This is a genomic window from Butyrivibrio sp. AE3006, from assembly GCF_000424165.1.
GTDB lineage: Bacteria > Bacillota > Clostridia > Lachnospirales > Lachnospiraceae > Butyrivibrio.
In genome coordinates this window covers 1-12,796 of record NZ_KE384144.1, presented here as the reverse complement: position 1 = coordinate 12,796, position 12,796 = coordinate 1, and the positions used below count along the sequence as shown (strand labels likewise).

The 12,796-nt window shown below is 41.2% G+C and carries 14 protein-coding genes, 5 tRNA genes and 1 rRNA gene; all 20 read right to left on the bottom strand.

The genetic code is table 11. The features are described 5' to 3' along the window. Positions 1–14: 14 nt before the first annotated feature. The gene (gene rsmH / locus G603_RS0115820; protein ID WP_051207981.1) at positions 15–1,061 is read right to left on the bottom strand and encodes a 16S rRNA (cytosine(1402)-N(4))-methyltransferase RsmH; all 1,047 of its coding nucleotides are present in this window, start codon (positions 1,059–1,061) and stop codon (positions 15–17) included. 143 nt (positions 1,062–1,204) lie between these two features. Then, complete coding sequence (locus G603_RS0115815; protein WP_026526005.1) at positions 1,205–2,293, bottom strand: GGDEF domain-containing protein; 1,089 nt, start codon at positions 2,291–2,293, stop codon at positions 1,205–1,207. A gap of 83 nt (positions 2,294–2,376) precedes the next feature. Continuing rightward, positions 2,377–3,801 carry an alanine/glycine:cation symporter family protein gene (locus G603_RS0115810; protein ID WP_026526004.1) on the bottom strand — a complete coding sequence of 475 codons (1,425 nt, stop codon included), beginning with the start codon at positions 3,799–3,801 and terminating at the stop codon, positions 2,377–2,379. Between the two features lie 28 nt (positions 3,802–3,829). Continuing rightward, a complete protein-coding gene (locus tag G603_RS0115805) occupies positions 3,830–4,582 on the bottom strand; it encodes a GNAT family N-acetyltransferase (RefSeq protein WP_026526003.1) in 753 nt (250 codons plus the stop codon). 234 nt (positions 4,583–4,816) lie between these two features. Next, positions 4,817–5,293: a DNA-deoxyinosine glycosylase gene (locus G603_RS0115795; RefSeq protein ID WP_155831072.1), complete on the bottom strand. Its 477-nt coding sequence runs from the start codon at positions 5,291–5,293 to the stop codon at positions 4,817–4,819. Positions 5,294–5,319: 26 nt separating this feature from the next. After that, complete coding sequence (locus tag G603_RS0115790) at positions 5,320–5,988, bottom strand: HD domain-containing protein (RefSeq protein ID WP_026670826.1); 669 nt, start codon at positions 5,986–5,988, stop codon at positions 5,320–5,322. A 153-nt stretch (positions 5,989–6,141) separates the two neighbouring features. Beyond that, entirely contained in the window at positions 6,142–6,813 is a 672-nt protein-coding gene (locus G603_RS0115785; RefSeq protein ID WP_026670825.1) for a DUF5680 domain-containing protein, read from the bottom strand. A gap of 148 nt (positions 6,814–6,961) precedes the next feature. Continuing rightward, positions 6,962–7,993 (bottom strand): phosphotransferase enzyme family protein, encoded by a 1,032-nt coding sequence (locus tag G603_RS0115780; protein ID WP_026670824.1) that lies wholly within the window; start codon positions 7,991–7,993, stop codon positions 6,962–6,964. An 85-nt stretch (positions 7,994–8,078) separates the two neighbouring features. Further along, positions 8,079–8,909: a deoxyribonuclease IV gene (locus G603_RS0115775; protein ID WP_026525428.1), complete on the bottom strand. Its 831-nt coding sequence runs from the start codon at positions 8,907–8,909 to the stop codon at positions 8,079–8,081. Positions 8,910–8,940: 31 nt separating this feature from the next. Continuing rightward, entirely contained in the window at positions 8,941–9,339 is a 399-nt protein-coding gene (locus G603_RS0115770; protein ID WP_026525429.1) for a DUF3795 domain-containing protein, read from the bottom strand. Between the two features lie 91 nt (positions 9,340–9,430). Further along, on the bottom strand, positions 9,431–10,291 hold the full coding sequence (locus tag G603_RS0115765; RefSeq protein ID WP_026670823.1) for an NAD-dependent epimerase/dehydratase family protein: 861 nt from the start codon (positions 10,289–10,291) through the stop codon (positions 9,431–9,433). 11 nt (positions 10,292–10,302) lie between these two features. After that, entirely contained in the window at positions 10,303–10,962 is a 660-nt protein-coding gene (locus tag G603_RS0115760; RefSeq protein WP_026670822.1) for a phage head-tail adapter protein, read from the bottom strand. Positions 10,963–11,179: 217 nt separating this feature from the next. Next, positions 11,180–11,596 (bottom strand): ATP-binding cassette domain-containing protein, encoded by a 417-nt coding sequence (locus G603_RS22940; RefSeq protein WP_026670821.1) that lies wholly within the window; start codon positions 11,594–11,596, stop codon positions 11,180–11,182. Then, positions 11,589–11,786, bottom strand: coding sequence for a hypothetical protein (locus tag G603_RS0115750; RefSeq protein WP_242834898.1), 198 nt, complete (start codon positions 11,784–11,786; stop codon positions 11,589–11,591). The genes G603_RS22940 and G603_RS0115750 overlap by 8 nt, the downstream gene beginning before the upstream one ends. Positions 11,787–11,880: 94 nt before the next feature. Continuing rightward, positions 11,881–11,966: transfer RNA gene (locus G603_RS0115745), tRNA-Leu, on the bottom strand. A gap of 40 nt (positions 11,967–12,006) precedes the next feature. Continuing rightward, a tRNA-Ile gene (locus G603_RS0115740) sits at positions 12,007–12,080 on the bottom strand. Between the two features lie 6 nt (positions 12,081–12,086). Beyond that, positions 12,087–12,158, bottom strand: a tRNA-Glu gene (locus tag G603_RS0115735). Positions 12,159–12,189: 31 nt separating this feature from the next. Then, a tRNA-Val gene (locus G603_RS0115730) sits at positions 12,190–12,262 on the bottom strand. 3 nt (positions 12,263–12,265) lie between these two features. Then, a tRNA-Asn gene (locus G603_RS0115725) sits at positions 12,266–12,338 on the bottom strand. A gap of 107 nt (positions 12,339–12,445) precedes the next feature. Continuing rightward, positions 12,446–12,796: ribosomal RNA gene (locus tag G603_RS0115720) — 23S ribosomal RNA — on the bottom strand; the annotation flags it as partial.

Genomic DNA, 12,796 nt, shown 5'->3' with positions numbered 1-12,796 from the left:
TATCTCCTTAAATCTTAATTCTGTTTTATTGCCCATCTCATTTTGGTGGACTTACTTCTGGGGTTTAGTCTGCACTCCTCCTTGGAAGGACGGATTACATCACTTGAAACGTCGCTGTAAATTCCCTGCTTTTTAAGCTCCTTAAAGGATTTTTTCACAAGCCTGTCCTCGCCTGAATGGAAGGTAAGGATCGCCACGCGGCCGCTGGGATTAAGGATTCCGGGAAGCTTTTCAAGGAACGAATAGAGAACCTCAAACTCGCTGTTTACATCTATTCGGAGAGCCTGAAAAACTCTTGCGCAGGACTTCTTTATGGCCTGCTCCTTCTCTTCCTTTGGAACCTTCCACAATGCGGACTCTATAGCTTCTCTGAGCTCTGTTGTGGTATCCATGGGCTTTCCTTTACTCATAAGCATAAAGACCTTGTCTGCGATCTCTTTAGCATAGGGCTCATCGGAATTCTCAATCATCATTCCAATGAACTCTTCTTTCGTAATATTATGAAGTCTCTCTGCAGCTGACTCACCATGGTCAGGATCAAGTCTTAGATCAAGGGGTCCGTCAATTTTATAAGAAAATCCTCTCTTTGGATCATCTATTTGCATTGATGATACACCAAGATCCGCAAGAACGAAATCAAATTTTCCTGCTTCCTTGGAAACTTCATCTATGTTGGCAAAATTTATAAGTCTGAACTGAAAAACATCCTCTCCAAAGCCTGCTGCCCGAAGCCTTTCAATTGTCTTTTTAGATTCAATGGGATCAACGTCAAGGCCGTAGATGCATCCGCTTCCCTGCAGCTTTTCCAGCATTTTAGAGGTATGTCCGCCATATCCAAGGGTACAGTCAAGGCCTTTTTGCCCCGGCTTTATATCGAGAAAATCCAGAATCTCCTTTACCATAATGGATATGTGCATCCCCGCCGGGGTAGAGCCCTTAGCTATAACGCGGGCCACAGTGTCTGCATATTTTTCAGGGTTCTGTTCTTTATATTTTTCCTCAAATTTCTTTGGATATTTTCCTGAGTAATGAACTCTTCTCTTGTGTGCTTTTTCTTCCATTATTTTTTGTCCTTTTCATGCATCTCAAATCATGATGCCTGCCAAATTATATATGTACATAATACCATCTTCAGATATTTCATGACATACCGGCATAAAAGAGGGAAGCGCTTTACTTGCGCTCCCCTTCTGTCTATCTATACCTAATTTACAACAACCTTATTTTTACCTGTATTCTTAGCCTTATAGAGAGCTTCATCTGCTTTCATAAGAGTATCGGAATAATCACCGCTATAGCTTGATATACCTACCGAAATTGTAAACGGCACAGGTCTGTCTGTAGCATTTTCAACATCAATTCTGAATTGTTCCATACGCTTGTATGCATCGTTTATGTCACAATTTCTTAGGATTATAACGAATTCTTCGCCACCATATCGAATAACATAGTCATCCTTATGAGTCTCTCCGGACAGTTTCTTACCCATATAAAAAAGGGTCAAATCACCGGTGTAGTGACCATTCTCATCATTGACTTTCTTAAAATCGTCGATATCCACCATGGCTACAGCTATACGCTCATCAGGAGAAATAAACTTTAAAGCATTTCCGGAAACAATTTTTTCCAAGAGATGTCTGTTATATACGGAAGTCAGAGGGTCAGTAATCATTGATAATTCAAGCTTCTGAGATACTCTGTAATGATCAAGATAAAATGCCGTCATAATGTAATGAACAACCATGATACCAATTATGCAGGGAATCTCCAGCGAAAGAATTACTTCATAATTAGTGTAATGGTTAAACATATTTGTGATGAAGATTTCAATGATGAACACAATTCCATTTATGATGGTATCTTCCGGCGTTGACACAAATCCAATAACAATCCAAAGAAGATTTACTATAATGATTCCCGTAATTGAATTGCTGTTATCAATAAGATTATATGCTGTCCAGCTCGCTGCAATGACCATTCCATGTCCAAGGAAAAAGTCCATGACAACCATTACCCTGGTACTTTCGTTTATGTTCGTAACAATAAAGAACACAGCGATAAATGCCAAAATGGATAACCTGGGAATGAGCGTGGGAAAGACAGATCCATTTATCATGTAATCTGAATAAATAAAGCAAATGGTAGTCAAACATGCCACGATCAGACTAAGCTCAACTATGCCCTGATAGTATTCACATTTCTTTTTATAAAAATCCGATTTTTCGCTTGGGCTCATGGTCCAAAGGTCCTTCAGCAAGCCAAAAATCGTCTTTACCCCTCTAAGTATTCTCATATCTGATACCTCTAACCAATATTGTATCAAACATTTAAGGTACTATAAAGCTATCTTGATTTCCTTACGGAATCCAGCTTTCCTTAGCCCAGAACTCCCTTTTTTGAATTCTTTATAACCGGGATTTCTGAATCATCCTTATCCTCTATATGTTCTCCGCTGAATTTTTTTGTCTCCTCCACGATAGTTCCTGTAAGGAGCAAAACAGCGATAACGTTGGGAATTGCCATCAGTCCGTTTAAGAGATCCGCGATGTTCCATATAAGATTAAGTTCTACAAGAGAACCTGCAAGGATTCCCAATATCCAAAGAATCTTGTAAATAATAATAACCTTTTCGCCAAACAGATAAACTGCACAGCGCTCACCATAATAATACCACCCAAGAATAGTTGAAAAGGCAAAGGTCACAAGCCCTACCACAAGTACAGGAGCTCCGATAACCGGTATCATGGAAAATGCCATTGAGGTAAGTTCCGATCCGTTTCCGCTAAGAGCATCTATGGATGGATGCTTTATTATACTGGAAACCAGCACCAGGCCTGTCATCAGACACACTACTACTGTATCCCAGAAGGTTCCTGTCATGGATACAAGGGCCTGTCTCTTGGGGTTTCTTGTCTGCGCTGCAGAAGCTACCAGGGGTGCTGAACCCATACCGGACTCATTGGAAAAAAGTCCTCTGGCGAATCCGTACCTGCAGGCAGCTGTTATAGTACTACCGATAAATCCGCCTCCTGCTGCCCTTGTGGAAAATGCGGAAGTCACTATGGTTACAACTGTTTCTCCAAGTACACCTGCGTTCATCACAAGAATAATGATACAACCAAGTACGTAAAATGCGGCCATGAACGGTACCAGTTTTTCAGATACGCTGGTTATGGACTTTATTCCGCCCAAGATAACAAGGCCAACCACAATACAAAGTACAGCGGCTGTAATATAGGTGATAATTTTCCCGGAAGCCTCATCTGTTGCAAAGTTCTGTCTCACATTAGCCACAACGGCATTGGCCTGAACTGAGCATCCAATACCAAAAGCACAGATTGATGCCAGCATGGAAAAGACAATTCCAAGCCACTTTTTGTTAAGCCCTCTGTCTAAGGCGTACATGGCTCCGCCAAGCATTGAACCATCTTCACTTTTTACACGATATTTTACAGCGATCAGCGTCTCAGCGTACTTGGTGGCAATTCCGAAAATACCTGTCAGCCACATCCACAGAACCGCTCCCGGCCCTCCCAGAGCGATAGCTGTTCCGACACCGATAATATTTCCTGTTCCGATTGTGGATGAAAGTGCTGTCGTAAGGGCGCCAAACTGGGATACATCTCCCTCAACATCAGGGTCCTTTGTAACCGACAGCTTTATGGCCTTAAAGATTTCCTTCTGAATAAATCCGGTCTTAAAGGTCATAAAAAGATGAGTACCAAACAGCAGGACAATCAACGGCCATCCCCATAAAAAGCTGTCAATACTCTCGATAATTGATGAAAAGCTCACTTTAATATTTCTCCATTTACTTTATTCTTTAGTCTCATTCTTCTATCTTCACAGCTTCTGTTTCCACCCATGTGGGCCTGAAGCCGCAATTTATGGCGATATTCTGAGAATGAGTATTGGCGGCTGCTGTGCCATAAAAAGGCACTTCGCCCCTTTCAATTACTTTGTTTTTAAGCAGCATCACCAGATAGGTTCCAATTCCCCTTGAGCGATATTCCGGAATAACATCAATTCCAACCTGCTGCCAACCGGGTGCATCCTCAGAGCATCCCGCCATTCCTACAATTTTATCCCCTTCCATGGCAACGACTGTGATTTTGTCAGGTCTTACAGGACAGGGCGCCGGATATGCTATGGCATTCGGGAACCTTGAGTCTCCATAAAATTCATTAATCTCATCATCGTAAAACCATTTTACCTGAAATCTTTCTTCAACCTGGACATCGCATGAAGGCAAAAACATATGATGTGTCGAAGCCATCTGATATCCGTACTGCCTTATCTCATTGTCGATTTTCTTTAGGTTTTCAAACTCAAACAGTCTGTGTCCCTCTACGTCTTTGATCAGATTCCGAAGGAACTCATGTAGGCGCTCGTCCGCCATAATAACCGTATTCCCGCCAAGGGTCACCATTTCCAATAACGGTACACCGGGGCTGTAACTCCTTCTGCCCTCATTAAGCTTTGAAACAGTAATTATATTCTCCTTCGCCTGAAGGTCCTCTGGCGTACAGTTATAATCCTTGGACAGCTGCAAAAGTAGTCTCTCATAGTAATCTTTAAACATAATTATAGTTTTCCCCTATGTGACATAATACCACGTTCTGATACTTTATAGTCTTTTCTAATCAGCGCTATTTTCTTTCTTTTGATGCACTTTCTTAATCCTCTTTTGCTACCGGCGGTTTCCATGGTTTTGTTTAGTCCAGGGACCCGAATTTATAGTCCCAGTCAATTCTAATTCCTATAATGCCTCTTCCGCTGTTGGTAACATACCTTTCCTCCATAATTGTACTGATATTTATTCCCTCAAAACTTTCCATTCATTTTTAAGTCGTTCCATATTCCAAGCAGCATTTGCCGGACTTGTAGAGGGAAGACAAACTGCTTCTCTGTCTATCAGTGGCTTTGTGTACTTTTCGTAATATTTATAAGCAGTTTTGCCATTCACATATATATTTCTAATATCTGCTGTTTCCAGGATAATACTAAGATCATTGGGAACAACATTCTTTATGCTCGCATCCGATGAGCCCGTTATATCACAAGATTTTATAACGTCCCACACTGCAATATTATGCCTAAGTAAAAAGGCTCTTTTCTCTTCAATTGTCTCCGGCTGATCATCTTCGAATATTGCTGCAATCAGCTTCCAAAAACGATTCTGGGGATGGCCATAGAAAAAGCAGGCTTCCCTTGATTTCACAGAAGGGAAGCTCCCCAAAATCAGTACCTTTGAATTTTCATCATAGACCGGTGGTATAGGATGTATTACCATTTTTTCTTCCATGCTATTTTAGAATTTCAGGATGCACATTCTTCCGCATTTGCTTTATCTTCACTAACAACCGGTGGTTTCCACGGTTTTGGCGTAAGAAGGGTAGTCTTTCCTATATCAGGAAGCACGTCATAGATTGAACATCCCATCTGCTTTTCAAAATCCTCTTTAATACCAAAGGCTATCTCCCAACCCTTGATGTAATCTTCCATGATTCCATAACGTCTTGTGACGTCTACAAATCTTTTCTCCAAAATAACAAAGCCATAATCTGTGGCAAGAGAATCACAAAGCTGTATGAGTCTGTCATAGTCATCAGCTTCAGTATTCATGATAAATTCTTTTATAGCTTTTTCGTGTTCTGCCTTAGGCTCATAGTCTATGAACTCGTCTTTCATATGAAGATACGAATGAGTCATACATATCCTGGCCGCTTCATCCCAGCCCTTTTCCATGCAGTATTTGTAACCTTCATATACATGGGTTGGAATATCAACAAATCCGAATTTAACTCTTCTGCCAATATCGTGCAAAAGTCCCACAATGTAAGCTTTTTCTGAATCCATACCGGGAATTTTCTCCGCAATATTTCTGGCTGCTATTCCGGTATTGATTGAGTGCTTAACCCAGGGTCCGGGATTACGCTCCTCTGCGATTTTTAATTCCTGCAATGCTTCTTCTGCTGTCGGTAACATACCTTCTCCTCCAAATATAGTGTAATTCACAATTTATACCGCATAAATTTCAGAAATTTCCCTCTATATCCTGCCTTTTCATCCTATCACAAAAACAGATTTTTCTGTGTGATATTTGTGTGATATTGGGGCTGATAATATAACATCGTAGTTCTACTTCATTAAACCACCATGAAAATAACACTCATATACTCTTAAATTGTTACAGCAAATCTCCTCATAACCCTGAAACCAGTGAAAATCCCCAGTGACGCTGCATTTATAGGTATACTCTCCTGATTGATAGTATTCTGGTCCTCTGTAAGGCATATTTCTATCTGCTTTTCTAAGAGATTCCTTCAAAAAGTCCCCGCTGAATCGCTCGTCCAGAACCCGCCCCAAATAGTTCATGGCATACTGTATTTTCCCATCCAGCCAAATGGCCTCTTCACCTGCAAACTGCTCACCGCCTACATAAGTATCGTGATATGTATAGGACCCATTGCTATATGAAAAATCATGGGAATCATATCTTGTAGGAGTAGTCTCATTCATATATGCAGCATAGGTATTAACGTTGGCTTCAAGTCTAAAATCAATCAGCTTACTGATGTCACTCTCTTCCTTGGTATCAAAACTTACCATGCATTCCTGATCACGAACCAGATAATCCACCGTAACATTGAACAGATTGCTGATCTGAATGAGATTAATTATATCAGGGTACACCTGACCGGACTCCCATTTTGCAACAGCCTGCCTTGAAACATCCAGCTTTTCTGCAAGCTCCTCCTGAGTCATACCTTTACTTTTTCGAATCAATTGCAGTTTTTCAGAAAAAATCATATTCATCACCTCCACAATCAATGTACTCTCTGGAATAGGTAAAATACATTGATCATAGGTTGCGTTTTTGCTACTTCAGTTATACATTTATTTCTTTATCGCCAGCTGCAAATCCATTGTGTCGTACAGTTTCAAAATACCTACATACTCATTGATTGCCTGTATCCGGTGCAGGAAGATTCTTTAAAACCAGGCAAATATCATCCTCGATTGATGAGAGGTATTTTATTCTTTTTATTGTGTTTTCAGTCTCTACTTCTCCCAGCCTAATCTCATCCGCATCATCACTCACCATACCTAATGCTCGTTTAATGTTGTATTCAAGCCATTCTATCCAGGTATATGCTATTCCAAATAATTCATCATAGGATCTGAATCCGTTGTCATAAGCATCGAGATAACCTTTGAAAAAAGCTTTCAGATTATCTTTATCGAATTTACCGTTTACAGTTCCTGACCATTGCAAAGCCAGATCAAGGCAGGATGATATAGGATTACTGTATCCCAGACATTCAAGATCGATTACATGAGGATTTCCCTCATGCCACATGATATTCTTAGGATCCATATCATCATTGCTGATTGCCCTCATGGCAGGAAGATTTTTTCTTGCTTCGTTTAACTTGTCCTGTGCATTTTTTAGAAGCTGTAAATTTGCTTCAAGCTGTGGTGCAATTACACTATCTTTAGCCTTAGCTCTATCAAGTAATGCTTCAAAATCAACACTACTTAATACCGGTTCATTTGGTGATATATTATTTGCATCAATAGCATGGATTCTACCAAGTATCTCGCCGGCCTTATAGCACTGCTCCCCGGTAATCGCATCAAAATCCGTAATGCTTCCTTCCTGCCATGGAAAAACATAATAATATCTTCCATTTACAGGTAACATCTTTTTATCATCGAAGGAGTTCAAAGTACAATCATCGAAAGATAGTGCCGCCACAACAGGAATACCATTTTCCTCTAATATGCGCTCTAACCTCTCCGCTTCAGAATAATTCTTCAAGGCATCAGGTCTACCCATTATTTCAGGATTCAAACATTTCACAGCATACGTACCGGTCGTTGTCTGCACTTTATACATCTTGTGCATCAATCCACCGGTCACCGGTGAAATCTCTCCTTCAATTGTCCCCAACCCGCATTGTTCTACCAATGCTCTTATATTTTCCATAATTCCCTTCCCGGATGAACTACTCTCATCTACTCCTCGGTGGAAAGATTATTTCTCATATAGATAATTACTTTCTACAGGATTCTTATTCAAACCAGCTATTTACTGTAGCTATTTCCTCAATGTAACCTTCATCATCATTTGGTGTCTCTAGAATAAACGGAAGCCCTCCAAATGCCGGATGCATCGCGAACCGCTTCATGGCTTCCATGCCTATCATTCCCTGTCCCAGTTTCTCGTGACGGTCCTTATGTGAGCCGCGCTCATTCTTACTATCGTTGAAATGAACTGCCTTAAGCCTGTCCAGACCGATGATCCTATCAAACTCATTAAGCACTCCATCAAGATCATTTACTATGTCATAGCCAGAATCCCATGTGTGGCATGTATCAAAGCAGACTCCAAGCTTATCTTTACATTCCACCAGATCGATGATTTCTTTTAGTTCCTCAAAACTTCTCCCTACTTCAGATCCCTTACCGGCCATTGTCTCAAGCAGAACAGTGGTCTTCATATCAGAAAAAAGCGCTTTATTTAGCCCCTCAGCAATCTGTCTGATACCAACATCAGCTCCCTGTCCTGTATGAGAGCCGGGATGAAAGTTATAGTACTGCCCGGGTAGCGCCTCCATTTTTTCAAGATCTTTTACTAACATATCAAGACCATTTGCTCTGGTCTCCGGATTCGCTGAGCATAAATTCATGGTGTAACTGGCATGAGCAACCAGTTTGCCAAATTTCTTTTCCTTTAAAATATCCATAAGAGCATTAACATCAGACGGCACTATATCTTTTGACTTCCCACCTCTTGGGTTTCTGGTAAACCATGCAAACGTATTTCCTCCAAAATCCACCATCTGATGCCCCATGGCTTCATATCCGTTTGTTACTGTCAGATGACATCCTATATAAACCATATTCCTAGCTCTCCACCGGCTAATTCATTTCTCATCTTTTCCCTGTCCTTATATAATCTATCAACTCTTCTAAATCATCAAAGTCATCATAGTCACCCATGATTCCTTCCCTATGATAAATAATCCCTGCCTGCTCGTTTCTTTCCAGACAGTCCAGTAGTTCCTCAACTCCGAACCTATGGGCAAACTCTGCAAACGCCCTCGCCTTAATCTTTTCTGCGTATAAGCCTTTACGACAATTTAAAGGTTCGCATTCATAGCATCCATTCAGATTCTTATCAATTCCGCACCTTCTAACCTCGCACCACTCAGCATCCTTGCACCAGGAAAGCTCCATAAATCCATCCCGTTTACATCCTTTACAGGTCACGTTTTCAGAACACAGACAGCATGCCAGTCCGCAACGTGCAATTCCAAGCTCTCTTTTCATTGGTATCCCCCCTCCTTATCACCCTTTAATCTGTCCCGGGTTGTGGATATGCATCGGAAGTACAAAAAGGATTATTGCATAAACAAACCCTTTATCCCACAATTTCGAAATCTATCAATTTATATATCCAGCTTTCCAAATCTGAAAAAGTATATCCGGCTTCTCTGGCTTTTTCTGTGCTAAAGCTCAGTGTATCCTTTAATCCATTAAATGGTGCAGCATCACCATTCTCATCAAGGATTGCTTTTTTTCCCAGCTTCTCTTCTGTATAGCTGATTATATCAGAAATGTTTATAGTCCCGTTGGAACAGCCATTAACAGCGCCACTAAGTGGATGGTCTGCTAAATACGCAAGAAATTCACCGGCTTCCTTCTCATGTATGAAAGACATGGCTTCATTAAGATCATCCACAAACATAGGCTTCTCATTATTTATATGTTCAATATAAAAACGTAGCCTTCCTGTATAATCATTTTCTCCAAGCACAACCGGATAACGCACAAAAGTACAGACAGATGAATCCATATATTCCAGAACCGCTCTTTCTGCATTGCGTTTAGTCTTTGCGTAATCTGTGATTCTTCCCATCCACTCTAGGGGATATTCACTTGCTACAAACTCATCTTCACTTATATTTGCATGATCCTCGTGGTAAACAGAGCAGGTAGACATCTGAATGTATCTTTCACAACTAACATTTTCCAAAAGAGCCTTTACATCATTAGAACTGTAGGCAATCTTATCAATAATCACATCATACTTTTTGTTGTCCAAAGCTCTTTTGACACTCGCTGAATCCGTCCGGTCGAAAATCACATAGCTTACTTCACCATCAAAATCCACCTTCGCATTTCCTCTTGTAGCAATGGTCACGTCATGACCTTTTGCCAGCAGAGCATTTACCATAGGAATCCCAAAATACCTTGTCCCACCAACAACCAGAATTTTCATAAGCTCTCCCCTCAACTTACCCTTATCTTGTTCTTAATCCGGTACATTGCTTCGATGTGCATGATCCAGTGTCTGGAAAAAGGCATCTGAATCAGTCCTTTAATATCCTTTCCGCACCAATAATCGATCAGCCAGAATGCATCTTCATCCTTACTAACCGTTCTGGTTTCGATAACCCTTTCCCTGTCATCATCAGTAAACTTCCTCTTTAGGTCTTTATATTGCAGATCTTTAAGCAGCTCATTTGTTGAATCCATCACTGCCCTGCAATAATCAAACAAAGCTCTCACATCGAGTTTTGCTGAAAACTCCGCGATATCCTCTCCCTTCAGTTCATTGCCTGTGGTAAGGATAGGACTGTTTATCCTGCGAAGCCAATCATCCGTAAAGAGGATTTGACTGTCCTGACGGATCAGTGTATGTGCCACAATATCCTCAATCCGGAATATATGCCACATGGAATACCCCATAGTCTTGCTGTGATAGCCCTTCGCTCCGGCAAAAGGCATCAGGTAAAAGGCTTCTTTCGGGTATGTATTCACTATAGATGTTATCTGACCAAAGAGTTCTTCTCTTAGCTCAAGCAGTGCGATAATACCATCATCAAAGCTCTCTTTCCTTCCAATCAAAGATTGCATTTTCTTGTTTTTTTCTGACCATTCCTTATTCATATCGATTCACCCCTTTCAGTAGTGCGTACATCTACACAGTAACCCTTATGAAAACATCCCACTTATATTATTAAGCCTACCATGTAACACAAAAAAAGTCCTTACCCACACAGATAATAGCCCAACTTTCACTGAATCTATATGAAAACGAATCCTTTATTTTCTATACAAAAAAGAGAAGCGTGCACTATACGCCTCTCTCATTTCCTTAATTCTGTCAAATCTTTTTATATTCTGAATATGTGTCAATTCCTGTTAACTTCTCAATTGCATCCGCATTCCAAAAATCATTTTCCCAACGAAAATAGATATCTTTTCGCTTCTTAAATATTCTAAATGGTTCGTCTGAGTTATCGTAAACATGTAAGATGTCACAAATCTGTACAAGTTGCGGAATTATTTCCAAAGCTTTTTCATATCTAGATCTTATTTTATCCGAAAGAGCTTTTTCTCTTAGTTCTTCAGCTTTAACAGCAGCTTCCATATCACTGCATAAACTTGACCTCTTGATATCATCAGCATTTATGTATATGCCTATAGTCTTAGCCATTCTGGTAATCGTGGACTTACCACTTCCGTTCGGCCCTGCAAAAACCATAACTTCTGGAAGCATTATTTTCTCTTGATCAGACATACTCTTTCCTCCCATCTGGATACAACAGATATGCCTTTTTAAGATCAGCATCATATCCCGATGTAGGAAGTCCTTTTATCTTTCTTATCTCTTCATCTATACGAACTGACTCTATAAATCTCTGTGTGAGTTCATCATCAGAAATACCACAAGTATAGTCTAACTCATTTTTTTCCTTAATTTCACCCATAAAGCCTACACCTCACTTAAAGCTTCAATTGTTAGCACTATTATACCTTACCGATACTACAAAAAAAAGAGAAGCATCTCTGCTTCTCTCTTCATGCCGGCGACCGGGATCGAACCGGTACGGGTATCGCTACCCACGGGATTTTAAGTCCCGGGCGTCTGCCAGTTCCGCCACGCCGGCTTATTTGCAAAAAGCCGCTTACATTAGCGGCTTTCTATAGTGGAGCTTCGGGGACTCGAACCCAGGACCGACCGGTTATGAGCCGGTTGCTCTAACCAACTGAGCTAAAGCTCCAAAAGATGACTCCGACGAGGCTCGAACTCGTGTTACCGCCGTGAAAGGGCGATGTCTTAACCACTTGACCACGGAGCCGTGTTCATACTGCTTCGCAGTATAAAATAAGTGGGGCCTACAGGGCTCGAACCTGTGACCCTCTGCTTGTAAGGCAGATGCTCTCCCAGCTGAGCTAAGACCCCAAACTCCCCAAGTAGGACTCGAACCTACGACACTTCGGTTAACAGCCGAATGCTCTACCGACTGAGCTATTGAGGAATGCAAAGCAATCCCAAGGGAGGATTTGCTTATTATAAAATCCGTACCTTCAAAACCGAACACTGAATTATTCCATCTTATTCCAAATCTTTTTTTTTTTTTTCTTTTTGGACAAGCCCTCGACCTATTAGTACACATCAGCTGAACATGTTACCATGCTTACACCTTGTGCCTATCTACCTCATAGTCTCTAAGGGGTCTTACTCCATAATGGAGGGATATCTCATCTTGAGGGGGGCTTCACGCTTAGATGCCTTCAGCGTTTATCCCTTCCGGACTTGGCTACCCAGCCTTATGCATCTGGCGATGCAGCTGATACACCAGCGGTCCGTCCATCCCGGTCCTCTCGTACTAAGGACAGCTCCTCTCAGATATCCTACGCCCGCGCCGGATAGGGACCGAACTGTCTCACGACGTTCTGAACCCAGCTCGCGTACCGCTTTAATGGGCGAACAGCC